Annotated in this window: 26 protein-coding genes; all 26 read left to right on the top strand. The window is 46.1% G+C overall.

Annotated elements, in window-relative coordinates; genetic code table 11:
- Positions 1–105: 105 nt before the first annotated feature.
- Positions 106–1,005 (top strand): dipicolinate synthase subunit DpsA, encoded by a 900-nt coding sequence (gene dpsA / locus ABIE27_RS10825; RefSeq protein WP_090923824.1) that lies wholly within the window; start codon positions 106–108, stop codon positions 1,003–1,005.
- A complete protein-coding gene (locus ABIE27_RS10820) occupies positions 1,002–1,598 on the top strand; it encodes a dipicolinate synthase subunit B (protein WP_123064494.1) in 597 nt (198 codons plus the stop codon). Before dpsA ends, ABIE27_RS10820 begins: the two co-directional genes overlap by 4 nt.
- A 71-nt stretch (positions 1,599–1,669) precedes the next feature.
- Positions 1,670–1,855, top strand: coding sequence for a hypothetical protein (locus ABIE27_RS10815; RefSeq protein WP_161556922.1), 186 nt, complete (start codon positions 1,670–1,672; stop codon positions 1,853–1,855).
- Between the two features lie 47 nt (positions 1,856–1,902).
- Entirely contained in the window at positions 1,903–3,120 is a 1,218-nt protein-coding gene (gene dapG / locus ABIE27_RS10810) for an aspartate kinase (RefSeq protein ID WP_090923822.1), read from the top strand.
- A gap of 47 nt (positions 3,121–3,167) precedes the next feature.
- Complete coding sequence (gene dapA, locus ABIE27_RS10805) at positions 3,168–4,046, top strand: 4-hydroxy-tetrahydrodipicolinate synthase (protein WP_123064496.1); 879 nt, start codon at positions 3,168–3,170, stop codon at positions 4,044–4,046.
- A 512-nt stretch (positions 4,047–4,558) separates the two neighbouring features.
- Complete coding sequence (locus ABIE27_RS10800) at positions 4,559–6,208, top strand: ribonuclease J (protein ID WP_429350645.1); 1,650 nt, start codon at positions 4,559–4,561, stop codon at positions 6,206–6,208.
- A 245-nt stretch (positions 6,209–6,453) separates the two neighbouring features.
- Positions 6,454–7,218, top strand: a complete 765-nt coding sequence (locus ABIE27_RS10795; protein ID WP_123064537.1) for a ClpP family protease — start codon at positions 6,454–6,456, stop codon at positions 7,216–7,218.
- Entirely contained in the window at positions 7,215–7,448 is a 234-nt protein-coding gene (locus ABIE27_RS10790) for a YlzJ-like family protein (protein WP_123064498.1), read from the top strand. The genes ABIE27_RS10795 and ABIE27_RS10790 overlap by 4 nt, the downstream gene beginning before the upstream one ends.
- Positions 7,449–7,538: 90 nt before the next feature.
- A complete protein-coding gene (locus ABIE27_RS10785) occupies positions 7,539–10,313 on the top strand; it encodes a DNA translocase FtsK (protein ID WP_429350532.1) in 2,775 nt (924 codons plus the stop codon).
- Positions 10,314–10,493: 180 nt separating this feature from the next.
- Positions 10,494–11,327, top strand: coding sequence for a spore cortex-lytic enzyme (sleB, locus tag ABIE27_RS10780; protein WP_123064500.1), 834 nt, complete (start codon positions 10,494–10,496; stop codon positions 11,325–11,327).
- Between the two features lie 126 nt (positions 11,328–11,453).
- Positions 11,454–12,737: an EF-P 5-aminopentanol modification-associated protein YfmF gene (gene yfmF / locus ABIE27_RS10775; protein WP_429350531.1), complete on the top strand. Its 1,284-nt coding sequence runs from the start codon at positions 11,454–11,456 to the stop codon at positions 12,735–12,737.
- Positions 12,738–12,739: 2 nt separating this feature from the next.
- The gene (gene yfmH / locus ABIE27_RS10770) at positions 12,740–14,020 is read left to right on the top strand and encodes an EF-P 5-aminopentanol modification-associated protein YfmH (RefSeq protein WP_429350530.1); all 1,281 of its coding nucleotides are present in this window, start codon (positions 12,740–12,742) and stop codon (positions 14,018–14,020) included.
- Positions 14,021–14,077: 57 nt separating this feature from the next.
- Positions 14,078–14,842: an elongation factor P 5-aminopentanone reductase gene (gene ymfI / locus ABIE27_RS10765; RefSeq protein WP_123064503.1), complete on the top strand. Its 765-nt coding sequence runs from the start codon at positions 14,078–14,080 to the stop codon at positions 14,840–14,842.
- A gap of 174 nt (positions 14,843–15,016) precedes the next feature.
- Complete coding sequence (locus ABIE27_RS10760; protein ID WP_123064504.1) at positions 15,017–15,280, top strand: DUF3243 domain-containing protein; 264 nt, start codon at positions 15,017–15,019, stop codon at positions 15,278–15,280.
- Positions 15,281–15,478: 198 nt separating this feature from the next.
- Positions 15,479–16,246: a DUF3388 domain-containing protein gene (locus tag ABIE27_RS10755; RefSeq protein ID WP_123064538.1), complete on the top strand. Its 768-nt coding sequence runs from the start codon at positions 15,479–15,481 to the stop codon at positions 16,244–16,246.
- 66 nt (positions 16,247–16,312) lie between these two features.
- Positions 16,313–17,395, top strand: a complete 1,083-nt coding sequence (locus ABIE27_RS10750; protein ID WP_429350529.1) for a RodZ domain-containing protein — start codon at positions 16,313–16,315, stop codon at positions 17,393–17,395.
- Positions 17,396–17,468: 73 nt separating this feature from the next.
- On the top strand, positions 17,469–17,633 hold the full coding sequence (locus ABIE27_RS10745) for a hypothetical protein (protein ID WP_167375816.1): 165 nt from the start codon (positions 17,469–17,471) through the stop codon (positions 17,631–17,633).
- A 594-nt stretch (positions 17,634–18,227) separates the two neighbouring features.
- Positions 18,228–18,506, top strand: a complete 279-nt coding sequence (locus ABIE27_RS10740; RefSeq protein WP_429350528.1) for a hypothetical protein — start codon at positions 18,228–18,230, stop codon at positions 18,504–18,506.
- 187 nt (positions 18,507–18,693) lie between these two features.
- A complete protein-coding gene (locus ABIE27_RS10735; protein ID WP_090923812.1) occupies positions 18,694–19,185 on the top strand; it encodes a YajQ family cyclic di-GMP-binding protein in 492 nt (163 codons plus the stop codon).
- A gap of 317 nt (positions 19,186–19,502) precedes the next feature.
- Positions 19,503–20,090, top strand: a complete 588-nt coding sequence (gene pgsA / locus ABIE27_RS10730; RefSeq protein WP_123067084.1) for a CDP-diacylglycerol--glycerol-3-phosphate 3-phosphatidyltransferase — start codon at positions 19,503–19,505, stop codon at positions 20,088–20,090.
- A 109-nt stretch (positions 20,091–20,199) separates the two neighbouring features.
- On the top strand, positions 20,200–21,456 hold the full coding sequence (locus tag ABIE27_RS10725) for a competence/damage-inducible protein A (RefSeq protein ID WP_123067085.1): 1,257 nt from the start codon (positions 20,200–20,202) through the stop codon (positions 21,454–21,456).
- A gap of 240 nt (positions 21,457–21,696) precedes the next feature.
- Positions 21,697–22,761, top strand: a complete 1,065-nt coding sequence (gene recA, locus ABIE27_RS10720; protein WP_123067086.1) for a recombinase RecA — start codon at positions 21,697–21,699, stop codon at positions 22,759–22,761.
- Between the two features lie 244 nt (positions 22,762–23,005).
- Positions 23,006–23,776, top strand: coding sequence for a regulatory protein RecX (locus ABIE27_RS10715; protein WP_429350527.1), 771 nt, complete (start codon positions 23,006–23,008; stop codon positions 23,774–23,776).
- 312 nt (positions 23,777–24,088) lie between these two features.
- On the top strand, positions 24,089–25,633 hold the full coding sequence (gene rny / locus ABIE27_RS10710) for a ribonuclease Y (RefSeq protein ID WP_123067087.1): 1,545 nt from the start codon (positions 24,089–24,091) through the stop codon (positions 25,631–25,633).
- 80 nt (positions 25,634–25,713) lie between these two features.
- The gene (locus tag ABIE27_RS10705; protein ID WP_123067088.1) at positions 25,714–26,508 is read left to right on the top strand and encodes a TIGR00282 family metallophosphoesterase; all 795 of its coding nucleotides are present in this window, start codon (positions 25,714–25,716) and stop codon (positions 26,506–26,508) included.
- A 117-nt stretch (positions 26,509–26,625) separates the two neighbouring features.
- On the top strand, positions 26,626–26,886 hold the full coding sequence (locus ABIE27_RS10700) for a stage V sporulation protein S (protein ID WP_007430104.1): 261 nt from the start codon (positions 26,626–26,628) through the stop codon (positions 26,884–26,886).
- The last annotated feature ends 100 nt before the right edge of the window (positions 26,887–26,986 follow it).

Raw genomic sequence — 26,986 nt, 5'->3', positions numbered from 1 at the left:
GGCTTTTTTATGTTGGACACGGATTTCATTTTCTGATTGTTTTCACCCCCCTGTAGGCCACTGCATACGATAAGGCATACATGTGGTGAAAGGAGTGACGTCCCGATGCTGACCGGAGTCCGGATAGTCGTTCTTGGCGGAGATGCAAGGCAGCTTGAAGTCATTCAAAAATGCGCCGAGTTGGATGCAACGGTAAGTGTAGTAGGCTTCGATCAACTGGAGCAAGTGATTCCGGGCATTGAGCACCGCGAACTTAAGGATGAAGTGTTTGCTTCTGCAGATGTATTGGTCCTGCCTGTTGTGAGCTGTGATGATCAAGGAAAAGTGAGCTCTTCGTTTAGTGGTGAACCGATTGTTCTGAAAAAGGAACATATGGCCGCCCTGCCGGAGCACTGCACCGTATTTACTGGCATGGCAAAGCCGTTTTTGCGTGAGCTTTGCGAGGAGAATGGCCTTCGGCTTGTGGAAGTGCTTGATCGTGATGATATCGCACTCTACAACTCTATTCCGACAGCGGAGGGAGCCATCGCCATTGCAATTAAAGAAACGGATTTTACGATTCACGGGTCTGAATGCATCGTACTTGGCATTGGTCGAACAGGGTTTACGCTAGCCAAAACATTGCAAGGACTTGGAGCTAATGTACGAGTGGGAATTCGGCGGAATGAGGATGTTGCCAGAGCAACAATCATGGGCTGGAAGCCTTTTATGACAACGGATTTGGCCGCTCAAACCGGGGAAGTTGACTTGCTTTTTAATACGATACCGACTATGATAATCACAGCACAAATCCTGTCCAGAATGCCTCAAAAAGCGGTTATTATTGATCTTGCATCCGCCCCTGGCGGCTGCGATTTTAGATATGCCGACAAACGTGGCATCAAGGCACTGCTCGCACCAGGCCTCCCCGGCATTGTTGCTCCAAAAACGGCTGGCGGCATTATTGCCGACGCGTTAATCCGTTTGCTTTTGGAAGAACAGAACGCACGGGAGGTTAAATCATGAACTGGCAGGGTAAAACGGTAGGTTACGCAATTACGGGGTCTCATTGTACGTTTGAAGAGGTTATGCCAGTCATTAGCCGCTTTGTATCCGAAGGCGCGAATGTCGTTCCGATTATTTCGAACTCGGTACTGACGACGGATACACGTTTCGGTACAGCGCAGAATTGGCAAAAACAATTGAAAGATATAACGGGTAATGATATCATCTCTACAATTGTTGAGGCGGAGCCTTTAGGGCCCTCTAAGCTGCTTGATGTGCTGGTCATCGCTCCATGCACGGGGAATACCACAAGCAAGCTGGCGAACGCGATGACTGATAGTCCGGTGCTTATGGCTGCAAAAGCGCAGATGCGTAATCAGCGTCCGCTTGTGCTGGCGATATCGACGAATGATGGACTTGGTTTGAATGCAGCTAATATCGCGAAATTATTAGTGGCCAAATATGTATATTTTGTACCGTTTGGTCAAGATGATCCAATGAAAAAACCAAACTCGTTAGTTGCCAAAATGGAGCTTATCCCGGAGGCTTGCTGGAGTGCACTAGAAGGAAAGCAACTGCAACCGATGATTGTGGAGCGTGCTCCACAGGCTTAAGGATGGCATTCAGGGCAATAACGGTTATGCGCTTGGAGAAATGAAGAAGGGTACGAGAGACAAAGAAAATCATGGGGGACGATAGCTGGTCCATACAGCTACCTCTAAACACGTTCCTGTTCATAAGGGCATTCCTGCTTGCATATGGTCTTCATGCAGCAAGCAGGGGAGATGTATTTGAAATACATGTCATGCATGCCGTATACATTGCTGAGATTATCGCATCGGAACGCTCCCAAGGGTTATGCATTTGTTGATTTGACCCGTGTCCAGTCTTCTTGCGTACACAAATGGAGGAATAAAGATGCGTATTATGGTACAAAAATTCGGAGGTACATCGCTCTCTACCGTGCAAGCGAGAGAGCATGTGCTCCGTCATGTTAAACGTGAGCTAGAAGCGGGTTTTAACCTTGTTATTGTGGTGTCAGCTATGGGGCGCCGCGGTGAGCCTTATGCCACGGATACACTCTTGGACTGGGCTGCACAGAACGGAAATGCTTTATCTGCTCGCGAAAAAGATTTACTGCTGTGCTGTGGTGAAATTATTTCTGCAACAACGCTCAGCAGTTTGCTTGAACATGAAGGCATTCCAACTTCAGTGCTGACCGGCGCACAAGCGGGTTTTGTGACGGACGACAATTTCGGGAATGCCCGGATATTGGATGTCCGTCCTGTTCGTGTGCTGGAACAGCTTCAACTCGGTCGTGTTGTCATTGTAACTGGATTTCAGGGACAGACGGAAAAAGGTGATTTTACCACACTGGGGCGTGGAGGCAGTGATACATCTGCTACAGCTCTGGGTGCAGCACTACGAGCTGAGATGGTGGACATTTACACGGACGTTAACGGGATATTAACTGCTGATCCTCGGATTGTTGAAGATGCTCGTCCACTGACCGTCGTAAGCTATGCAGAAATCTGTAACATGGCTCATCATGGGGCGAAGGTTATTCATCCGCGTGCCGTCGAGATTGCGATGCAATCGCAGATTCCCGTTCGGGTAAGATCTACTTTTGCTGACACAGAAGGTACGCTTGTTACCCACCCGGAAGGGTTTCAGGATGTACAGACTGGCATTATTGACCGCTATGTGACCGGTATTGCTTATGTGAGCAATGTTACGCAGATTACGGTGGATGTCCCTGGTGGGACAGATCGCCTGCAATTAAAAGTTTTCAAAACGATGGCTGAAAATTCAATTAGCGTTGATTTTATTAATGTTACCCCCTCGGGAGTTGTCTATACCGTATTTGATAGTGATTCCGAGAAGGCTATACGCGTGTTGCAGGAGATCGGTCTAAAGCCTCAAAGTTTGTCCGGCTGTGCCAAAGTATCTGTTATCGGCGGAGGAATTAACGGTGTGCCTGGTATTATGGCCCGTATTGTGGAGTCACTGACACTTGCAGACATTCAGATTTTGCAATCTGCGGATTCCAATACAACGATCTGGGTGCTTGTCAAAAAAGAAGATATGGTTCAGGCCTTGAGGGCACTTCATACCTCATTCGAACTTCACTTGTAACTCACCCATGTTAGCGGAGCCAGACTTGTTTTGAGGGAGGAATCGATTTGGACTTTGGAAGATTGATTACAGCAATGGTCACTCCGTTCAATGCACAAGGAGAGATTCATTGGGAGGAAACGGCACGTCTCATCGATTATCTGATCGTTGATCAAAAGTCGGAGACTCTCGTGATTTCTGGAACAACAGGGGAGTCGCCAACACTTAGTGATACAGAGAAAGTTCAATTATTCGAATTTGCAGTGAAACATGCGGCCGGAAGGTGCAAGATTATAGCGGGAACGGGAAGCAACAATACAGCGCATTCCATCCATCTGACAGAGGAAGCTGAACGTGTCGGGGTAGACGGAGTATTATTAGTTGTACCTTACTACAACAAGCCGAGCCAAGAAGGTATGTTTAGACATTTTGAAGCGATTGCTGCTGCAACGACGTTGCCAGTGATGCTCTACAATGTACCTGGACGTACTGTAGCAAACCTGTCTGCCGCAACCACATTGCGACTGGCACAAATCCCGAATATTGTGGCGACTAAGGAATGTGCCTCTATGGAGCAGGTGACTTTAATTGCTGCGGGCGCGCCTGATCATTTCAGAGTCTATTCAGGGGATGACGCAGCTGGCCTGCCTGCCATTGCAGTCGGTGCTCACGGGATCGTTAGCGTGGCGAGTCATGTCGTAGGCGCAGAGATGAAAAATATGATCGATGCCTTTTATGGCGGCGATCCTCTACAAGCGCGACGCATTCATCAGAAGCTCTTCCCGCTCTTCAAAGGGCTATTTGAGTGCCCAGAGCCTTTGCCTAATCCGGTAGCGGTAAAATATGCATTAACATTGCGTGGACTGGACGTAGGCTCAGTGCGTCTGCCTTTGATTCCGCCTACTACAGAGGAGCAGGATTACATTAAAAATCTGCTTCAATTGTAAATAAAAGTTGAATTCTTTAGACGTTTATTAATGATAAGCACGAACGCTTTGTTTAACGAAAGAACCGCACCTCTCAGGTAGAGGCAGCGGTTCTTTTTTTGATGAGCGATGTAAGGTTTCTTTTTTTGCAGGAAGGGAAACCTACAGGTTAACGAGAGAGTGACTTGTTTTTTCTGTTTTTAATCATGTATAATGATGTCAAGTGACTGGGTGCGGTATTTTTTTGAAATTGAAAGCGACATCGTTTCGTTGGTGTGGCTTTGCGGTGAAAAAGGAAGGAACGGCTAAGAGGGAAAATTCGGATCCAACCTGTTGGTGATGGGGTATAACTTCGAAGAACTTCTTCCAAATATCGTGAATAAAGGTGTTCTTTTGCATTCATCCCTAATTCATTGGGGTGTGATGTTTGAACTACTTTTCTTAACTTACAATAAATAATAAGGTACGACGTCCAACTACCATAGGAGGTTCAGATTCATTTGTCTAAGAAAAATAATAATAACGAGAAGCTGATGATTTTTGCATTGGGCGGCGTAGGCGAGATTGGTAAAAATATGTATGTTATCCAATACGCGAACGACATTGTAGTCGTAGACGCTGGTCTTAAATTCCCAGAAGAAGATATGCTTGGTATTGATATTGTCATCCCTGACATTTCGTACTTGACTGAGAACCGTGATAAAGTACGCGGCATCATTTTAACTCACGGACACGAGGATCACATCGGCGGTTTGCCATATGTCCTCAAACACTTGAATGTTCCTGTTTACGGAACCAGACTTACACTTGGTCTCGTAGAGAACAAACTGAAAGAAGCTAATTTGCTGGGTGAGACGAAACGTATCCTCATCAATGCAGATTCAGAGATCGAACTGGGAACAACGCTGAAAGCATCATTCTTCGCTACTAATCATAGTATTCCGGATTCCGTCGGGGTATGTGTAGAAACGCCGGAAGGTGCAGTTGTTCACACGGGGGACTTTAAATTTGATCATACGCCAGTGAATGGTCAGTATGCAGATCTTCAACGTATGGCACAGATCGGAACCAACGGCGTACTTGCATTGCTGTCTGACAGTACCAATGCGGAGAAACCCGGATTCACTCCATCTGAGAAAAACGTAGGCATTGTTCTGGAAGATATTTTCCGCAAAGCAAGCCAGCGTGTCGTTGTCGCAACGTTTGCTTCCAACGTACACCGTATTCAACAGGTTATCAATGCAGCAGAGGTTACTGGACGTAAAGTTGCAGTGATCGGACGCAGCATGGTAAACGTGGTGGGTATTGCTTCGGATTTAGGTTATCTGGAAATTCCAGACGGAATGATCATTGAGCCAGAAGAAGTTGGCAAAATGGCTGCAGATCGTGTAGTTATTCTTTGCACAGGCAGCCAAGGTGAGCCAATGTCCGCATTGACACGTATGGCGCGTTCTACGCATCGTAAAGTGGACATCCTTCCTGGAGATACCGTTATCATTGCAGCAACACCTGTACCAGGAAACGAGAAGTATGTAGGCCGTACAATTGACGAACTGTTCCGTCTGGGAGCTAACGTACATTACAGCGGAGCTAACAGTGGCGTTCACGTATCTGGTCACGGTAGCCAGGAAGAATTGAAGCTCATGCTCAACCTGATGAAACCGAAATACTTCCTGCCTATTCACGGTGAATTCCGGATGCAACGTCGTCACGCGGTTCTCGCTGAATCTGTAGGCATCGACTCTGACAATATTTTCATCACTGATATCGGTGAAGTTGTTGAGATTCAAGGTGGAGCTGCACGTAAAGCAGGCAAAGTAACTGCAGGTAACGTGTTGATCGATGGTCTGGGCGTAGGTGATGTTGGTAACATTGTATTGCGTGATCGTAAGTTGCTGTCTCAGGATGGTATTCTGGTTGTCGTAGTAACACTCAGCAAGCAGGATGGTAAAATCGTCTCTGGTCCGGATATTATCTCCCGCGGATTCGTGTATGTACGTGAATCAGAAGGACTGCTGGATGAGGCTAATCGCATTGTAAGCAGTACTTTGCAGAAGCTGATGAGTGAAAATGTAAACGAGTGGGCTTCACTTAAAACAAATGTTAAAGATGCTTTGGGACGTTTCCTGTATGAGCAAACGCGTCGTAGACCGATGATTTTGCCAATCATTATGGAAGTTTAAAATAGGTTTAATGAAAAACATATAATCAGGCACACAGTCGCCCCTTCTTCTACGAGTAATATTGGACGGTTCCTCGTAGAGAAGGGGCTTTTTTTATTTTAAAGACTGAAAACGAATGCCGAAAAGCGATTCATGGAAATGTTTGTTCAGGGAAAGTATAAGGTTGTTGACAGATTCCCCATACTAAGGAAAAGACAACAATTATATTTTTCAGGAGAAGGAGACAGCATTTCATGAATGAGCAGATGAATGACAACAAACGAATGCCAAAATCCAATCAGTCGGAGGCCGAGGCTCCAGATATTCCGGTGCAGGAGGAGAAGCAGCTTTCTCCAGTCACAGAATCCATTCAGCAGTTCGGGCAAACACAGTCACCAGCCAGCGAATCTAATATTTTCTGTATGACCATTATCGGTCAGGTTGAGGGACATTTGATTTTACCCCCACAGAACAAAACAACCAAGTATGAGCATATTATCCCGCAGCTGGTAGCGGCAGAACAAAATCCGAAGATTGAAGGCATTTTGATCATTCTGAATACCGTAGGTGGCGATGTGGAAGCTGGCCTTGCTATTGCTGAGATGATTGCCTCTTTGAGCAAACCAACGGTGACCGTTGTCATTGGAGGAGGGCATAGTATTGGCGTACCGATTGCCGTTGCTTCCACGTACTCGCTTATTGCGGGAAGTGCCACAATGACGATTCACCCGATACGTATGAATGGACTTGTCATAGGTGTACCCCAGACGTTTGAGTACATGGAGAAGATGCAGGAGCGTGTTGTACGGTTTGTAACTTCGCATTCCAACATTTCTGAAGACATGTTCAAAGAATTAATGTTCAAGACAGGTGAGTTGAATCGGGATATTGGAACAGCGGTAGGAAGTACAGACGCGGTCAAGTACGGGTTGATGGATGCTGTTGGTGGTATTGGCCAAGCGATTGCACAATTGAACAAGCTTATGGGAGATAAAAGACAAGCGATACAAGCGGGAGGATACACACAATGACAACTATGTATACTGTGATGCCTCCCGAGCAACTATGGTCAGGCATGTGGACAGAGATTGGGGATACGAAAGAGATCCGAATGAATGGTTTGTTAATGCAAGTCAGACCGGTAAATGACACCGAAGCTGTTATTGTGCGTTTACTTGACTGCCCACTTGAAGCGTATCTGGATCCGTCCAATCTGCCGGGTTCAACTGTTCCGCTTTCGGGTAACACAAGCCCAACATAACGCGACGAATTTAGACAAATGGTGCAGAAAAAGAACATATGTACGGAATATATTTGTATGGTATAATATTCTTCTGGGGGTGACCTGATTTTGGCCAGAAGAAAAAAGAGGAAAAAAAAGGGTGCCGGATTTAGTGGCGTCTTAAAATATGAAATTTACGGCATTGTGCTAATCACGCTGGCAGTTATAGCTCTATCGGGTGAAGCCACAGTGGGACGTTCGCTTTCCAAGATGTTTGGACTGATGCTTGGCAAGTTTTATTTTGCGATTCCGCTTGTGGGCATATATTACGGTTTGATGGTGATGATTCATCGGAAGTGGCCGAGTGGCTGGACTACACGCAAGACCGGTTTGGTACTGCTGGTCTTTGCTTTAACCCTGATGAGTACCATATCCGCCATGCATCAGAAGTTGCTTCCGGTTGACGCACTTGAACCAGGTGCGGTGCTGACCCAAGTACATAACGATATGCAAACTGAACTATTGACCCCTGCTGTCTCTGGAGAACGGGATTCCATGCTTGGTAAGGATATTAGCGGCGGGTATCTTGGTGCAGGACAGTTTGCTTTATTTTTGTGGTTATTTGGCAGTCTTGGCGCAAGATTGATCATGATCGTGATGTTTGTGATTAGCTTTATGCTTGTTACGGGGCTTTCCTACGTTGATTTGATACGCATATTCCGAACAAAAATTTGGGATGCTGGCAGTTCCATGTATAAAAAGCTTGAATCCAGACCTGCAAAACGTTCCGCTTCCAATGTGGCGGGGGTTAAAAAAAGCAATGCACGTAAACTTGCGCCTGTACCCGTTGATGATGAGGAAGAGGATGACGATTATGATTCTCCCGATTCCCAAGAAGGACAGTTGCCCAAACGTAAGGCTCCGATTTTCTTCCAGTTGTTCGGGAAATGGGGAGCGGATCGTCAGCCCGCGAAACAGGCTGAGGAATCATCAGAAACAGATGTGTTTGACTCGGAACAGGTCGTTTATCGTGCTGGGCAGGAGTTGCCAACTGAGGCATGGTCTGGAGGGACTGGGTCATCTGTGATCAAAGGTTCTGGAGTAGCAGCTGTTGGTGCAGCAGCATCGGTAACGCAGACCAAGGCTGATTCGGCACCGATTATTCGTGACTTCTTTGAACATGTCAGATCAGAGGGCTCTGACAAAGATGATGATCTGGATGATGCCTATCCTTTCCCGGATGATCTGAATCATAACGACAGCACTCTAGGTCAGGTAGACAAAGCAGATATTAAATTTACAGATGAACTGGTAGAAGCAGAGTGGACTGATGCGCATGGCACAACAGACATGCTTCAAGCCGATCCTGAGCGAGAGATGACGGATGGAGGGCCGAGTAAAACGTTGAACTCTGGAACGGAGCAGGATGGTGTGGCAGGAGAGAATGCGCAACCGATCGTACCGCCACCACCCCCGCCGAAGCCATACAAGCTTCCTTCATTCCGTCTTTTGTCCAAGCCTAATAATAGTGGAAAAGGCAGCGATCAGAAGGATTACATGCAGACTGCGCGCAAGCTGGAAGCAACGTTAGAAAGTTTCGGTGTACGTGCCAAAGTTCTGGAGGTTGTCCGAGGTCCAGCGGTTACGAGGTATGAAATTCAGCCAGATATCGGGGTCAAGGTTAGCCGGATCGTCAGTCTTACCGATGATATCGCTCTAGCTCTGGCTGCGAAAGATATTCGGATGGAAGCACCGATTCCAGGGAAATCGGCAATTGGTATTGAAGTTCCGAATGGCGAGGTATCCGTTGTGACCATGCGTGAAGTGATGGAAACAGCTACGTTCCAGGATGCTGAATCCAAAGTAACGATTGCGTTTGGACGTGATATATCCGGTCAGACGATCATTGGCAACTTGGCTCGTATGCCTCACTTGTTAGTGGCTGGTGCTACCGGATCAGGAAAATCGGTATGTATCAACGGCATTATTACCAGCATTTTGTATAAAGCAAAGCCGGATGAGGTCAAGTTTCTAATGGTTGACCCCAAAATGGTCGAGCTGAATGTTTATAACGGAATTCCGCATCTGATGGCACCGGTTGTGACCGATCCGAAAAGAGCGTCGCTTGCGCTCAAAAAGATTGTAGTTGAGATGGAGAAAAGGTATGAGTTGTTCTCCAAATCAGGTACACGTAACGTTGAGGGATATAACAATTTGATGAAAGATAACCCGGCAGCGGTATTGCCTTACATTGTGGTCATTGTGGATGAGCTTGCTGATTTGATGATGGTAGCGGCTGGAGATGTAGAGGATGCGATTGCGCGCCTTGCACAGATGGCTCGTGCAGCCGGCATTCACTTGATCATTGCGACGCAGCGTCCTTCCGTTGATGTTATCACAGGGGTAATTAAAGCCAATATTCCTTCACGGATTGCATTTGGCGTATCCTCACAAGTTGATTCACGTACGATCCTGGATATGGGTGGAGCGGAGAAGTTGTTAGGTCGTGGTGACATGCTGTTCATGCCAATGGGTGCTTCCAAGCCGATTCGTGTTCAGGGTGCGTTTATGAGTGATGAAGAGGTTGAAAATATCGTGAATTACGTTCGTGGTCAAGGTGAAGCGCAGTATGATGAATCCCTTGTGCCAGAGGTAGATGACTCCAGTCAAGCAACGGAAGAAGTACAGGATGAGTTATACGAGCAGGCTGTACAGATCATTCTGGAAGCGAAGCAGGCTTCGGTGTCACTCTTGCAGCGTCGAATGCGGGTAGGTTATACGCGTGCAGCGCGTCTGATTGACTCGATGGAAGCCAGAGGTGTGATTGGGCCATATGAAGGCAGCAAACCGCGCGAAGTGCTTGTTTCGCTGGAACAGTATCAACAGAACAAAATAAGCTCATAATGAAGCGTTAGAAAACCTTCAACCTTTATGGTTGGAGGTTTTTTTGCTGTTCCACAGCTTTTGAGGTTTTGCCATTTGCTCCAGAGATCGGATGGTTTGGTGCATAGGAAACATGACTGCTTGTCATAATAACGGTAGCGATTCTGTTAAATCCCACAAGAGAAAGGTAGAGCTTAGTCGATGCGAAAAATGAACCTATGGCTTTTCACTGCTATTTTGCTGATAACCGCGCTTGGAATCCGTTATTTGCTTCCTGAGCATACAGCGCCTCAAAATGCTGCTCAGAACAACCCTCCAGTAGAGGAAAAAGCAATGCCGACTTTCAGTAACAATACCGTCAAATATGGTAGTTACGGTCAGGATGTCTACGAGCTTCAGGGACGATTAAAGTATCTTGGTTTCTACAATGGCAAAATCGATAGTAATTTTGGCAGCAGCACGCTGAAATCAGTGAAATGGTTTCAATCTGAGTTTGGCATGAAGGCAGATGGTGTGGTTGGAGCCAAAACCAAGTTAAAGCTGTATAACGCCAGCACGAAATGGTCACCTACCGAGCCTCCTTTGCATAAAGAAGGGGCATCTGGGGGAGACACAGGCGGAGGTGGAGAACCTTCAAGTAATGAGAAGGACAATATGGGTTCTGCCAATGCGATGGGACTCTCCGAGAACGAGCTTAAAATTATGGCGAATGCCGTATATGGCGAAGCGCGAGGCGAACCGTTTGAAGGTCAGGTAGCCGTAGCCGCTGTTATTCTGAATCGCGTAAACTCACCAAGTTTTCCTTCTACTCCATCTGGGGTTATCTTTCAGCCGGGAGCATTTACAGCCGTAGCCGATGGACAGATCTATCTGGAACCGAACGCTCAGGCGAAAAAAGCTGTTGAACAGGCATTGAACGGGTGGGACCCTTCCGGTGGATGTTTGTATTATTTTAACCCGAAGACAGCCACATCCAAATGGATCTGGACTCGTCCGCAGGTGAAAACGATCGGGCAGCATATATTCTGCATGTAATCGGGCGGGAAGCAACCAGAAGGCATCACTTTGGTTGCTTCTTGGCTTTTGGATAGTTTAAAATGGTGGTTACGTTTAAGCTTAAGGACAGGTTATCTAAATGACGCCGTAAAGGGGTTTTGACATTTGAATACCGCAGCATTTGAACGGGGGAGCCGTAAACAGCTACGTATCCATGTGCTTCCAACCAAACGTTTCAAAACGTTTGCTATCTCACTGTATGCCGGAGTTCCGCTACGCGAGGACACTGTTACTCCTGTGGCATTGACACCGTTTGTTTTAAGAAGAGGGACAGAGTCCTATCCGGAAACAACGCAGTTTCGAGAGCAATTGGAGCATTTGTATGGAGCAGGATTTGGTTTTGACGTCTATAAACGCGGTGATTATCAGATTGTGCAGTTTCGTATGGATACCATTAATGATTCGTTTGTCGGAGGTGGGGAGCAGCAACTTCTGGATCGTTCGTTTGCGTTTCTTGGTGAAGTGTTGACCAAACCCGCAAGGGAAGATGGACACTTCAAAACGTCGTACGTGCAGGCAGAGCGCGAGACGGTTCGTAAAAAGCTGGAGTCCATTGTGAACGATAAAATGCGTTATGCGGCTGAACGGTGTATCGAAGAAATGTGCAAACATGAGCCTTACCGTCTTCATCCCCTGGGTGAACGAAAAACACTGCCCGTCATTGAGCCTCCTGAATTAACAGCTGCTTATGAAAACTGGCTAAAGGAAGCCAGTATGGACTTGTATGTGGTTGGGGATACAACACTTGAAGAAGTGGAGAAACTGGTACAGCGTCATTTTAACCTTGAACGTAAGATTTCCTCTGACTATCAGGCTCAGAAGGCGCTGCGTGGGGATGAGGAGCCAAATACGGTCATTGAACGGCTGAATATTGGGCAGGGTAAGCTGAACCTAGGGCTTCGCACTTCCATTACCTATGCAGATGATATATATGCAGCAGCGCTAATGTATAACGGTATTCTGGGTGGATATCCGCATTCGAAGCTGTTTGTTAATGTTCGTGAAAAAGAAAGCCTCGCCTATTATGCTTCTTCCAGATATGATGGGCACAAAGGCATTGCCACGATTCAATCCGGGATTGAGATTCCCAATTATGAAAAAGCAGTGACCATCATCAAGCAACAGCTTGAGGAAATGAAACTTGGTCATATCACCGATCTGGAGATGTCCCAGACAAAAGCGATGATCCGTAATCTGTTAAAAGAAATGCAGGATGCTGCTTTTGAGATGATTGCTTACGATTTTAACACTCAGTTGTCCGGTAAGGAGAGAACATCTGAAGAGCTGCTTGCACAACTCGAGCAGATTACCAAGCAGGATGTTCGTGAGGCCGCAGAGCAGTTCCGTCTGGATACGATTTATTTCTTGCGGGACGAGAAGGAGGAATAGTCGTGGAGAGCATTCGGTATGAACATTTGCAGGAGACATTATATTACGAAGTAATGGCGAGTGGACTGCATGTCTATGTTTTGCCTAAACAGGGTTTTCAGAAAACATATGCCACCTTTGCGACCAAATACGGGTCAGTGGACAATCACTTTCAAGTGGAAGGACAAGCTGAGGTAAAGGTGCCTGACGGTATTGCTCATTTTCTGGAACACAAAATGTTTGAGGAGCCAACGGGTGATATTTTTGCAACATTTGCTTCCCATGGTGCTTCTGCCAACGCATTCACAAGTTTTGATCAGACCGTTTATTTGTTTTCGGCAACCGAAAATATGAATGAAAATATACAAACATTAGTTGATTTTGTGCAAAATCCGTACTTTACAGATCAAAACGTCAACAAGGAAAAAGGCATTATTGAACAAGAAATAAATATGTATGCCGATAATCCGGATTGGCGGGTTTATTTCGGATTGATTGAAGCGATGTATCAAAAACATCCGGTGCATATTGACATTGCGGGCACGGTTCAATCCATTAACACGATCACAAAAGAAACGTTGTATACGTGTTATAACACATTTTATCATCCAAGCAATATGCTCTTGTTTGTTGTCGGCGGTGTTGATCCTGAGCAGGTCATTAGCATGGTTCGTTCCAATCAGGAGCAGAAAAATTTCGAGCCGCAGGGCCCGATTCACCGCTTCTTTGAACCAGAGCCAGAGCAGGTGGGAGAGGCCAGACGAGAGGTCAAATTATCCGTTTCCCTGCCGAAATGTTTGTTTGGATTCAAAGAAACAGATGTTGGACTTACAGGAGAGGCACTTTTGCGCAGGGACACAACCACGCAGCTGATGATGGATCTATTGTTTGGTTCCAGCACACGTCTGTTTCAGAAGCTTTATGATGAAGATCTGATCTCGGATAGTTTTGGACATGACTATATCAGTTCACCGCAATATGCCTTCTCTGCGGTTGGTGGGGATACCAAAGACCCGGATCAATTGTTGAAACGGATACGCGAGGAAGTCGAAGTGATTGTGCAAAAAGGATTCGATGCTTCCGATTTTGAACGAGCGCGCAAAAAGAAAATTGGCGGTTATTTGCGCATGCTCAATTCACCGGAAAACATAGCGAATGAATTCACACGTCAGCAATTCCGTGGCGGTGACTTTTTCAATATGATTTCATTGTATGAAGCGATTACGCTTCAAGATGTAAATCAAAGACTGAAAGAGCATATTCGTTGGGATCAGCTGGCTGTATCACTCGTTGTTAGTCCTTAACCATGGAGAGGAAACAGGACGAAGTTTGAAGGGTTCACTAGATTGGGAGTGAAAGTTATGGGGGGACACATTGTGAAAGCTATAGGGGAAATGACTGTTCTGGTTACCGGGGCAAGCGGAGGCATAGGAGCTGCAATTGCAGAGCGGTTTGCCAGTGTAGGTATGAACGTGGTGTTGCACTATATGAAATCGCATGAAGCGGCCAATGAAGCGGCAAGACGTTGTATGGAGCGGGGAAATGGACGCATTATGACGGTGTCAGCGGATCTTCGCAGCAGGGAACAGATTCAGCGCATGCGGGAAAAATTGGCTTCTCACGAGTTGTTGCCGGATATTCTTGTGAACAACGCAGGTATATCTCACTATGGTTTGCTTGCGGATGTGACAGAGGAAATCTGGGATGAAGTGATGGCGATTAATCTGAAAGGTACTTTTCTATGCACACAAGAGATGATGCCACATATGATCTCCCAAAGATACGGCCGAATCATTAATGTGTCGTCAATCTGGGGGTTATCTGGTGCATCTTGTGAAGTGTTGTATTCCACAACCAAGGGCGGGGTAAATGCCTTCACCAAGGCACTTGCCAAAGAGCTTGCTCCCTCCGGCGTTACGGTGAACGCCGTTGCTCCAGGGGCTGTTCAGACGACGATGTTAGACCATCTGGATCAGAGTGAGCTGAAGATGTTGGAAGATGAGATTCCTGCGGGGCGACTGGCGCAGCCGGACGAAATTTCGTCACTGGTTTATTTTCTCGCGCTTCCTGAGTCGGGATATATCAATGGACAGATTATCAGCCCTAATGGAGGCTGGCTGACTTAATGCCGGTGTTCAAGTTATAAGACCAGCATATGCTTAGCTGAATATGGTATATAGGTGTTTGAGTTCTGACATACAGCTTGATTTAATTTTAAAAGCTCGTATATAAAATGTCCGGGAAGCACATATTACAACTGTTGATTTTAAATCTCATGCGTCAGCTAAGGAGGATTTATCATGTCAACAGAAAACACAGTAGTTTCTAACTTTGACACATGGAAGAAGTTCCTGGGTGATCGCGTTCGGCAAGCCGAGAAGATGGGAATGAGTGAAGAAACCATCAACAAACTGGCGTACGAGATCGGTGACTTTCTGGATGAGAAAGTTGATCCGGCGAACCATTCCAACCGAGCATTGAAGGAACTATGGGATGTCGGCGATGCGGATGAGCGTCGTACGATTGCGTGCCTGATGGTCAAATTGGCCAAACAAAACGCATAAAGGCAAGAGATGAAGAGCTCCCGCAAGGGGGCTTTTCTCTAATGATTACAAACGGATTACAGAGCTGTTCTTGTAATTCATTTTCATTTTATATATCATTAACGTGACCCATTTTTAGAAGACGACCCGAAATAGCGTCCAGTGGACACGTTCGGATGTTGTCAAATAATGTGGAATAATGCATTACGGGGTGTATACATGGAAACTAAACAATGGTATATGGAATATAAAATACATAAGAACAGACCTGGTCTTTTGGGGGATATCGCCTCTATGCTGGGGATGCTTGAAGTCAATATATTGACCATTAACGGTGTGGAAGGCAAAACGCGGGGCATGTTGCTCGAGTCAGATGATGATGAAAAGATCCGTCTGCTCGGAGAGATGCTTGGTAAAGTCAACAGCATTACGGTATCGGCACTACGTCAACCCAAATTGGTGGATATTCTGGCTGTGCGACATGGTAGGTACATTGACCGGGATTCGGATGATCGCAAAACATTTCGTTTCACCCGGGACGAACTTGGGTTACTAGTTGATTTTTTGGGTGAAGTATTTAAAAGAGAGGGAAATCAAGTGATCGGCTTGCGCGGTATGCCGCGAGTTGGTAAAACAGAATCAATCATCGCAGGCAGTGTATGTGCTATGAAGCGTTGGACTTTTGTATCTTCTACCCTTCTTCGCCAAACGATTCGGAGCCAAATGTCCGAAGACGAATTGAACCCGAATAATGTGTTTATCATTGATGGGATTGTCAGCACAATTCGCTCCAGTGAGCGGCACTATAATCTGTTGCAGGATATTATGTCGATGCCTAGTACGAAAGTGATTGAGCACCCGGATATTTTTGTGCAGGAATCCGAATATGATTATAATAATTTTGATATTATTATTGAATTGCGTAATAATCCTAACGAAGAAATTATTTATGATACGTTTACGGCAAGCTATACCGACGAACTGTAAAGCTCCGTACGGAATCATGGAATAGATCCGCAACAACTGAAGAGATAAACAGAAGGAGGAGATGGCATGTCTGAACTGGGTCAGCAGTTAAGAGAGGCCCGGCTGCAAAAAGGGATGAGTCTCGACGATGTACAGGAAATGACAAAAATTCGCAAGAGGTATTTGGAGGCTATAGAAGCAGGGGATTATAAAGTGTTACCTGGCAGCTTCTATGTGCGTGCATTTATAAAAACCTATGCGGAAACGGTGGGACTGAATGCCGATGAGCTGCTGGAAGGACATAAAAAGGACGTACCCGCAGAAACTGCGGAAGCAACCATGGAACCGGTAATCCAGAAGCGCTCCAGTCGGCCGGCGGAGCGGAGCAACCGCTGGATGTCTGTTGCTCTAATGTGGACGTTCCCTATTCTGATTATCGTGCTTTTGTATGTGTATATGGCAAACAACAAAGGTGATGACACCAATCCACAAGGTCTAGATGATACAAAAATTACGGACAGTCAGAAGCCTGCTAATGACAAACCTGATCAACCATCCGATAACGGGCAAACTGCAACTCCGCCTGCAACCGATTCGGGATCGAATGATACCGGTAAAGGTGATGCCGGCGGAAACGGCGGCGGTAATGAAGCGAATGGTCAGACCGACGGTGAAAATAACACTCAAACCGATGGACAGACTGACGGACAAACCGACGGACAAACAGGTGAGAACCAAGAGGGAACACCGCCAACTACGCCTGGTTCAGTTACTGTTTCTCAGGATGGTAAATCAGGCAATATTACAAACTTCAAAGTTAGCGGAAGCGCAGGTCAGCCTGTAACTGTTACGATCAAGGCAACAGGTAACAGTTGGCTTGAAGTGTATAAAGGCGAGAATTCAAGCGGTGAGAAGCTGGAGTATGGCAATACAGCCGACGGTGACACGTTTACATTTACTTTGGACAGTGCAGGCATGTACATTAAATCCGGTTATGCGGCGGCAACAACCATTGATGTTGGCGGTCAAGTAGTAACGGACGGCAAAGCAACCAACCGCATTCGTCTTAAACTGGATACAGATAGCACAGCTTCTTCCACGGGAACTGAAGGCATGACAGGCACAACGACCAGTGGTTCCTCAGAAGGCGGAAGCTCCAGCAACGAATAACCTAGCTAACTGCAGGAGACAATAATCTTGTCTTCAATTGCAGTTAACTTATGGTGAAGTGAGGTGGATGGCCGTGACAGTCAGCTGGATCGTAACCGGTTTAGGGATTATTGTCAGCCTCCTGGGTTATTACCTGACTCCAAATGCCTGGGGTTACGGAATATTGGGCTTTGGACTTGCGCATATCGTCCTCGGTGTGCTCGATATGTTCAGACAGCCTAACCGTAGCCGGTATTAAGGCAGCTCAACCAGCAAGCATTTTTGGTGACCGAATGGTACTCCAAAAATGCTTTTTTCTATGAGGCGTGCCCAGCAAAGCACGCATCTTCTAGCCGGTGAAAGTCCGGTCGCAGGAGGGGCCAAGCCCCTGCGTAGCTAGGATATTTGCGTATGGCGAAATCTGTGCGTAAAAGCATATCGGCAAAAGTACCTGTCAGAGACAAAGCGAGCGACATGCCAGGCCGTAACATCAAGTGAATTCTGCCGCATCGTCAAAAAGGCCTCGCAAGAGGGACAAGAGGAAGCCGAGTCGCGCTCATATCGACGAAGGTCAAGGAAACTGTTTGGAACTTGGAGCGACAGCGGAGAATCCTCCGGCGTAAAGGGAGCGGCATGGTCTGAAAGAGGATGCAGTGAACTGGGGAGACCCTCCCCCACACGGGATTTTTTTTAACCCCCGTAAAGAGACGCTCTATAAGTCCAAAAGACGAAGTGAAACGTCTGTGGGAAGGGAGTCCGAGGGGCTCATAGTACCGAAGAACCCAAGGACAACATAACCTTGGGGAGGGAAGGAGCCCTACTTTGTTTATGCTTTTGGAGGAGGTACGAGTGAGTGAATGCCAACCGGCTAACAACACCAAAGGAAGAAGTTCAACAACTCCAAGAAAAGCTAGGTCATGTGGCCAAGGAGAACAAGAAGCGTAAATTTCATGCTCTGTACGACAAAGTCTACCGCTCCTACAGCCAAAAGAAATTAGCGAAGCTGGACTGGTATATGTTGCAACGGTTAACCCGGTGGTACGCGAAGAAGAGACAACGCAGAAAATGGATAGGTTCAATAGCCGAGGTGAAGTACATCGCCAGTCAATATGAATTAAAAACGCTATTGTAATCTGCATGCCCATGAATGACAAACATCGGAAAGCCGTATGAGGGAAAACCTCACGTACGGTTTGATGAGGAGAGGCCGGGTTTTGCCCAGCCTTTTACTCTAGTAAACATGACTAAAATTAGACTTTTGCTTGAAGTTTACTCTATAATGTTACAGAACATATGATTAATTGAAAGGGTGACTCGGTTTGAGTTCAGAAAATTCATTTGATATTGTGTCCAAAATGGACTTGCAAGAATTGACCAATGCCGTTACGCAAACGGAAAAAGAAATTGGTGCTCGTTATGATTTCAAGGGCAGTAAAAGCAGCTTGAAACTGGATAAAGATGCTCTTACGATTGTGTCTGATGATGAGACAAAATTAAAAGCGGTTATTGAAGTTTTACAATCGAAAATGGCAAAGCGTGGGCTGCCGCTGAAAAATATGGATTACGGGAAAGTGGAGCCAGCTTCCTCTGGTACTGTTCGCCAGCGTTTGAATTTTAAACAGGGCATTGATCAGGATGTGGCTAAAAAAATTAATATCCTCATTCGTGATTCCAAACTGAAGGTGAAGAGTCAGATTCAGGGAGACCAGCTTCGGGTGACAGGTAAAAGCAAAAATGATCTGCAAGCCGTTATGCAACTTCTTAATGGAGCTAACTTGCCACTGGATCTGCAATATACCAATTTTAAATAAAAGTTCTTGTACAGAAATGTCTTTTTGACACTGTATTGGTACGTATATTATACTGAATGTGCATTGCTGGCAGTCATGCATCAAGCCCAGTCTTCATCGTTAGCTGACTTTGTGAAAAGCAGTACACTTCTGGAAGTCGCCGGAGCGTTTAAAAGCAGTTTTGCGTTTGAGCGGTAGACTTTATTTTTTGCGTTTCTACATAGGCTTTTATGTAAATATAAGTCGACGTTTCAATCGTTCATTTCTTGCTTCAGATGATGAATACGGAATTAAGATGATTGTTTGAAGTAATGGAGGATACAAAGGGAGGGCGTCTTGTGAATTTACCCAACCGGATTACGCTTGCACGAATTTGCTTAATCCCTTTTTTGATGGTGTTCCTGCTTGTGGATTTTCCGTTTTATCCAGAGCCGTTACATTTTGGGAGCTTTACGCTTCCGTATAACCAGTTAATTGCTGCTTTTATTTTTATCGTTGCTGCAAGCACGGATGGAATAGACGGCTATCTTGCAAGGAAAAACAATATGGTCACCAATCTGGGCAAGCTGCTTGATCCTCTGGCAGACAAGCTTCTGGTCACCGCTGTTTTGATTTCATTGGTTCAAATGGGCAAGCTGGATTCGTGGATTGCAGTCGTTATTATCAGCCGTGAATTTGCCGTGACCGGTCTACGTCAGATTGCTTTGTTGGACGGTTCGGTTGTAGCGGCGAGTGCATGGGGCAAACTGAAAACAGTAGTGCAGATTGTAGCCATTGTTTTGCTACTGCTGAACAATTTCCCCTTCTCATACACGGGTATTCATGTCGATGAAATTGCGGTATATGTAGCGGCTCTGATCACCATCTGGTCTGGAATCGACTACTTTATCAAAAACAAAAACTTGCTTCATTTATCTAAAGCGTAATGATTTAAGCTGAAACGGGTAATGATGAAAGACTCATTGGGTCAAAGGGCAATAGGAACTCATCCTATTGCCCTTTGACTACTCCACATATGTACAGGAGGAAGCCAAAATGAAGGCAGAGATTATTGCAGTTGGGACAGAGTTACTGCTGGGACAGATCGTAAATACCAATGCCAGATACCTTTCCCGGGAACTTGCTGCAATGGGGATTGACGTATATTTTCAAACGGTAGTTGGAGATAATCAGAATCGGCTTAGTGAAGCGATACGCATCGCGCAGGGGCGTGCAGACATTATTCTATTTTCCGGGGGCATCGGGCCAACGCAGGATGATTTGACAAAAGACGCGCTGGCTGCAGTGCTAAATCGGAAGTTGCATATTGACCGTATGGCTATGGATAAAATTGAAGGTTTCTTCCGCGATCGGAATGTGGAAATGACAGAAAATAATCGGCGCCAAGCCATTGTTCTAGAGGGTGGAACCCCTCTGGCGAATGAAACTGGACTTGCTGCAGGAAACGCGATTGCGGATAACGATAAATATTATGTTGTTATGCCTGGGCCACCTAAAGAATTGATTCCAATGTTCGAGCAGGAAGCCAAACCTTGGTTGCTCCAGCATGCTCTTACAGAAGAAATGCCGATTTATTCACGAATGTTGAAATTCGCAGGCATCGGAGAATCTGCTTTGGAGGATCGGTTGCTTGACTTGATCGACGGACAGACAGACCCTACGATTGCTCCTTACGCGAGTGAGGGAGAAGTGACCGTACGTGTGTCTACCAAGGCTCCGAGCGAAGGAGAAGCCAAGCTAAAGCTGGATGCGATGGAAGTGCAGATCCGTGAGCGTTTATCTGAACATCTCTACGCTAACGAGGATGTGCCTATAGAGTACACGATTGTTACAATGATGTCTGATATGGGGCTGACTCTGAGCGCGGCCGAAAGCTGCACAGGAGGGCTTGTGATGCAGAGTTTAACTTCGGTGCCTGGAAGTGCATCAATGTTAAAAGGTGGCATTGTATGTTACTCTAATGAGATCAAAGAAAAGCTGTTAAATGTGCCTCACAGTTACCTGGAGGGTGAAGATGCACCAGGTGCTGTTAGCCCAGAGGTGGCAAAAGTGCTTGCAGAGCAGATCCGCATGATCGGGGATGCTGATTTTGGTTTGGCGATTACCGGAGTAGCCGGCCCGGGATATTCGGAACGTAAACCACCAGGCCTCGTGTTTATCGCTCTGGCTGAGCGTGGGAAGGATACGGAGATTCATGAACTCCGGATTAACGGTAACCGGGAAACGGTTCGCATTCGCTCGGCAAAAGCGATTCTGTATCGGTTATGGCAAAAGTTAGTCGCTATTGATTGATGATTACGCAGGCAGATTGCATTTGCATAATTGAGGAAGTATAATGATTGTAGACGGAAGAACCGTAAAATGTGGCTTTACAGCCTTGTTTACGGTTCTTTTTCTGTTTTTTCATCGATTTCCATGAGGAAGAGGCGCCTCGGCCTGAACAAAAAAACGAATATATGTTCGAAAAAAAGCTTGGCAAACGAGTTAAAACAAGGTATCATTATATTATAAACAGTAAAGGGTGTGAGTTTATTGTCAGACCGTCGTGCCGCGCTTGATATGGCGCTCCGTCAAATAGAGAAGCAATTTGGTAAAGGTTCCATCATGAAATTGGGTGAGTCAACTCACATGAATGTGGAAGTTATTCCCAGCGGATCTTTGGCTTTGGATATTGCATTAGGAACAGGCGGCTTGCCGAAAGGCCGTATTGTTGAAATATATGGACCTGAATCTTCAGGTAAAACAACTGTGGCATTACATGCTATTGCTGAAGTTCAACGTGCAGGTGGACAAGCTGCGTTTATCGATGCTGAGCACGCGCTTGATCCGAATTATGCAAGCAAACTGGGTGTTAACATTGATGAATTGCTCTTGTCTCAACCGGATACAGGTGAGCAAGGATTGGAAATCGCCGAGGCTCTTGTACGCAGTGGTGCAGTAGATATCATTGTTATTGACTCGGTAGCAGCACTTGTACCAAAAGCGGAGATTGAAGGAGAGATGGGGGATTCCCACGTTGGTCTGCAGGCTCGTTTGATGTCTCAGGCACTCCGTAAATTGTCCGGTGCAATCAGTAAATCTAAAACGATTGCCATCTTCATCAACCAGCTTCGTGAGAAAGTTGGTGTTATGTTTGGTAACCCGGAAACGACACCAGGTGGCCGTGCATTAAAGTTCTATTCCACGGTTCGTCTAGATGTACGCCGTATCGAGAGTATCAAATCGGGCAATGACATTACGGGTAACCGTACTCGTATTAAAGTTGTTAAAAACAAAGTGGCGCCTCCGTTCAAACAAGCGGAAGTTGACATTATGTATGGTGAAGGTATTTCCAAAGAGGGAAGTATCATCGATATCGGTACAGAGCTGGATATCGTGAACAAAAGTGGTGCATGGTATTCATACGAAGGCGAACGTTTAGGTCAAGGCCGCGAAAACGCAAAGCAGTTTATGAAAGAACATAAAGAAATTGCTGATGTGATTGAGCAGAAAATTCGTGAAGCCAGCAATCTGACAACGGCTGTTCCTGCTCCTACGAGTGAAGAGCAAGAAAAAGAAGCAGCTGAAGAACAGGAATTATTCGAAATTAATGAGTAATTCTTCTGTGCGGGAAGGCTTTGATCTTCTTTCACAGTAAACTTTGTATTGAGCGATTGCTAATGCTTTAGCTAGCTAAATAGGATTGGTTTTTCGCGATGCTAACAGCCTCTGTCCATTCCGGACAGAGGCTGTTAGCATCTATGCCATCTGTAACCTGAGCTGAATCGAGATCGTAAGAGCGACCGAAGGGGATTCTCATTTTTAACCCGAAATATAAACAAAGGGGAGCGTGAAGATTGTAGTGAAACATCGCCAAAAGGAACAAGAATATGACAAACAAGATGATGAAGAAGAATTGCAAGAATCAGCAAAATTAAATGGCATCTCCCAATTTCCAGATGATGAAGAACTTATCATTACCCGGGTAGAACGCACCAAGAGCAGAGAGGCTCGCTACCTGATTTCATTTGGCAACTACTCACTTACGGTTCTGGAAGATGTGATGATTAAATACAGGATGACACGCGGCAACATTTTCATGAAGAAAGATCTGGAGGAAATCATCATTGCGGATGAACGCCAGCGAACGTATGTGCAATCGTTACGTTTCTTGGAGTTTAAGCAACGGACGCGTCATGAATTAAAGGAGAAACTAAAGCAAAAAGAGTTCGCTGTGACAATCATTGACGAGGTTTTGGATCGGCTGGTACAAGAGAAACTCGTTGATGATGATCTATTTGCTAAGGAATGGACAAGACAGCGTATGGAGGGGCAGCGGAAGGGGAAACTGTGGATAAGGCAAGAATTGCGTCAAAAAGGCATTGCAAGTGAACTCATTGCTGAGGTACTAGATGACGTGAGTGAGGATGCGGAATACGACACCGCATTAATAGCTGGTCGTAAGAAGTGGAAACAGGTTCGTGGAGATGTGCAGGAGAAGAAACGTAAAACGTTCCCGTACTTGATGCGACGCGGTTTTAGCACGGATCTGGTGCGCCGGGTCATGAATCGTTTAATGGAAGAGGATGGAGCAGAAGATGCCGAAGATGATGAAGCATTGTTATGGGACTAGACGAGAAGACTAACAATACTGCATTCTCTTGACAATTTCTTTCGTCAAATACTAAAATGGACATGAGTCTGTTAAGAAAAGGACAACCCTTTTTCCTTCCAAAAAAGCGGTTTCGGTTTCTACAGATTTATACCATTCTTAATTATGGGTTCACTGGATACGGTGAATAGTACATGTATTCATGTACATGTGAAATGAAAATCGGCGGGGGATCGCCGTGAGTATTCGTTATTCCCAAACATATGTAAGGCATGAAAACAGAAAAGTTGACCCAAGGAGTGCCTTGGAGGAACCAACGAGGAGGTGAACAGTATGGGCGAAATCGCTATCACGATCATTCTCGTTGTGGCCGCGCTCGTTATTGGGTTCGGAGTCGGATATTTTATTCGCAAATCTCTTGCAGAGGCTAAAATCTCTAGTGCGGAACAAGCTGCCGTACAAATCGTGGAGAACGCGAAAAAAGAGGCAGAGGCACTGAAGAAAGAAACGGTGCTGGAAGCGAAGGATGAGATTCATCGCATTCGCGCCGAAGCTGAAAAGGACACTCGTGAACGTCGGAACGAAATTCAACGACAAGAGAGACGATTGTTGCAAAAAGAAGAGTCGCTGGATAAAAAATTGGAATCACTCGAACGTAAAGAAGAGCAAGTGGCTAACAAAGAGAAACGTATCGATGAAACACAGCAGCAGATCGAAATGATCTACAAAAACCAGGTGACGGAGCTTGAACGAATCTCCAATCTCACGATGGAAGACGCACGCAGTATCATACTGTCCAACGTAGAACAGGAAGTCCGTCATGAGACGGCTCAAATGATCAAGGACATTGAACAGCAAGCGAAGGAAGAAGCGGACAAAAAGTCCCGCGAGATCATTACACTCGCCATCCAGCGCTGTGCGGCTGACCATGTAGCCGAGACAACGGTATCCGTTGTAACGCTGCCTAATGAAGAAATGAAAGGCCGGATTATCGGTCGTGAAGGACGTAACATCCGTGCGCTTGAAACCCTTACCGGGATTGACCTCATTATCGATGATACGCCAGAAGCTGTTATTCTGTCGGGCTTTGACCCGATTCGCCGTGAGATTGCCCGCACTGCACTGGAGAAACTGGTGGCGGATGGACGGATTCACCCGGCGCGTATCGAAGAGATGGTGGAAAAATCACGTAAAGAAGTGGATGAGCGCATCCGTGAATACGGTGAACAAGCTACCTTTGAAGTGGGCGTGCATGGTCTGCACCCGGATCTCATCAAAATTCTGGGCCGCCTGAAGTTCCGCACAAGTTACGGTCAGAACGTCCTGAAACATTCGATGGAAGTTGCTTATTTGGCAGGACTAATGGCTGGAGAACTTGGAGAAGACGTGACTTTGGCAAGACGTGCAGGTTTGTTGCATGACATCGGTAAAGCGCTGGATCACGAAGTGGAAGGATCACACGTCGAAATTGGCGTGGAGCTGGCGAAGAAATACAAGGAACACCCAGTGGTTATTAACAGTATCGCTTCCCATCACGGGGATTGCGAAGCAACTTCGGTTATTGCGATGCTGGTGGGTGCAGCTGATGCGCTGTCTGCAGCTCGTCCGGGTGCACGCCGCGAAACATTGGAGACATACATCAAACGACTTGAGAAGCTAGAAGAAATTTCGGAATCTTTCGAAGGCGTCGAGAAATCGTACGCTATCCAGGCTGGACGTGAAGTTCGCGTCATGGTGCAGCCTGAGAAGATTGATGATGCTGAAGCTTTCCGCCTCGCACGTGACATCACGAAGATGATTGAGAATGAACTTGATTATCCAGGTCATATCAAAGTCACCGTGATCCGGGAAACCCGGGCGGTTGAATACGCAAAATAGAGCATTTTGGAAAAGTGGCCGCTACAGTGGGCCACTTTTCCTGTTGATAAGCCATGCAGGAATTGAGGAGGCAACAAATCATGAAAGTTTTGTTTATTGGGGACATCGTAGGAAACGTAGGGCGTAAAGCGCTTAAAGAGAATTTGCCATATCTGAAATCGAAATATAAACCCCATGTGATCATAGTAAATGGTGAGAATGCTGCAGCAGGACGCGGGATTACAGGCGCGATTGCAAATGAATTTTTTAACTGGGGTGTGCATGGCATTACGCTTGGCAACCATACTTGGGACAATAAGGATATTTTTGATTTTATAGATGATGAACCGCGGATGATCAGACCTGCCAATTTCCCCCCAGGAACACCTGGACGCGGGTATACCGTAGTTAAGGGCGAAGGGAAAGAACTTGCGATCGTGAATCTGCAAGGCAGAACCTTCTTGCCTGCGATTGACTGTCCGTTTCGCGCAGCGGATGAAATTGTGGACAAGCTACGGAGAGACTATAACTGTATTCTTGTGGATATGCACGCGGAAGCAACGTCTGAGAAGATCGCGATGGGCTGGCATCTCGATGGACGTGCATCCTTCGTTGTAGGTACGCATACCCATGTGCAAAGCAACGACGAACGCATTTTGCCTGGGGGCACAGCATATTTGACCGATGCGGGTATGGTTGGACCGCGTGATGGTATTCTGGGCATGGAGCGTGAAGCGGTGCTGCGCAAATTTTATACCCAGCTTCCGGTAAGGTTTGTGGTTGACGACGGCAAATGGCATTTTCATGGCGTGGTCGTGGATATTGATGAAGCAACCGGTGCGGCTACGCGAATTGAAAAAATTCGATTAATGGAAGACGAGTGGCGCATGGAATAGGGGCATTGTCCCATTTTGCCGGGAAACCCTGCTAAAAAGAAGGAATTTTTTTTCCTCCCGCGAATAACATCTAGTAAGTGGAAACAAACTTTCAACATTCCCAGGGAGGTACTTACCATGGATGTATTAAAAGTTTCAGCAAAGTCCAATCCTAACTCTGTAGCCGGCGCTCTTGCAGGAGTTCTTCGTGAACGTGGAAATGCTGAACTGCAGGCAATTGGAGCGGGAGCACTGAACCAAGCTATTAAAGCGGTAGCGATTGCCCGGGGATTTGTAGCACCAAGCGGAGTTGACCTGATTTGTATTCCAGCTTTTACAGACATTGTGATTGACGGTGAGGACCGAACGGCCATTAAGCTGATTGTGGAGCCCAGATAATACATGAGTTGAACGTACGCATGAGCCTGTTTACGAATAAAGTAGACAGGTTTTTTTGCGTTATTTTACAAAATAATCGAGCGAAAAGGGTAATTATACG

The organism is Paenibacillus sp. 4624 (genome assembly GCF_050435065.1).
GTDB lineage: Bacteria > Bacillota > Bacilli > Paenibacillales > Paenibacillaceae > Paenibacillus > Paenibacillus amylolyticus_D.
The sequence above is the reverse complement of the archived record's forward strand: the minus strand, read 5'-3'. Positions and strand labels throughout refer to the sequence as shown.

Excerpts from the sequence above, each read along its gene's own strand:
- dpsA (WP_090923824.1), top strand. The coding sequence starts at position 106 with ATGCTGACCGGAGTCCGGATAGTCGTTCTTGGCGGAGATGCAAGGCAG.
- ABIE27_RS10750 (WP_429350529.1), top strand. The coding sequence starts at position 16,313 with ATGTCTGAACTGGGTCAGCAGTTAAGAGAGGCCCGGCTGCAAAAAGGG.
- ABIE27_RS10725 (WP_123067085.1), top strand. The coding sequence starts at position 20,200 with ATGAAGGCAGAGATTATTGCAGTTGGGACAGAGTTACTGCTGGGACAG.
- rny (WP_123067087.1), top strand. The coding sequence starts at position 24,089 with ATGGGCGAAATCGCTATCACGATCATTCTCGTTGTGGCCGCGCTCGTT.
- ABIE27_RS10820 (WP_123064494.1), top strand. The coding sequence starts at position 1,002 with ATGAACTGGCAGGGTAAAACGGTAGGTTACGCAATTACGGGGTCTCAT.
- ABIE27_RS10790 (WP_123064498.1), top strand. The coding sequence starts at position 7,215 with ATGACAACTATGTATACTGTGATGCCTCCCGAGCAACTATGGTCAGGC.
- ABIE27_RS10705 (WP_123067088.1), top strand. The coding sequence starts at position 25,714 with ATGAAAGTTTTGTTTATTGGGGACATCGTAGGAAACGTAGGGCGTAAA.
- ABIE27_RS10700 (WP_007430104.1), top strand. The coding sequence starts at position 26,626 with ATGGATGTATTAAAAGTTTCAGCAAAGTCCAATCCTAACTCTGTAGCC.
- ABIE27_RS10755 (WP_123064538.1), top strand. The coding sequence starts at position 15,479 with ATGGAAACTAAACAATGGTATATGGAATATAAAATACATAAGAACAGA.
- ABIE27_RS10795 (WP_123064537.1), top strand. The coding sequence starts at position 6,454 with ATGAATGACAACAAACGAATGCCAAAATCCAATCAGTCGGAGGCCGAG.
- ABIE27_RS10815 (WP_161556922.1), top strand. The coding sequence starts at position 1,670 with ATGGGGGACGATAGCTGGTCCATACAGCTACCTCTAAACACGTTCCTG.
- ymfI (WP_123064503.1), top strand. The coding sequence starts at position 14,078 with ATGGGGGGACACATTGTGAAAGCTATAGGGGAAATGACTGTTCTGGTT.
- ABIE27_RS10760 (WP_123064504.1), top strand. The coding sequence starts at position 15,017 with ATGTCAACAGAAAACACAGTAGTTTCTAACTTTGACACATGGAAGAAG.
- sleB (WP_123064500.1), top strand. The coding sequence starts at position 10,494 with ATGCGAAAAATGAACCTATGGCTTTTCACTGCTATTTTGCTGATAACC.
- ABIE27_RS10800 (WP_429350645.1), top strand. The coding sequence starts at position 4,559 with ATGATTTTTGCATTGGGCGGCGTAGGCGAGATTGGTAAAAATATGTAT.
- dapG (WP_090923822.1), top strand. The coding sequence starts at position 1,903 with ATGCGTATTATGGTACAAAAATTCGGAGGTACATCGCTCTCTACCGTG.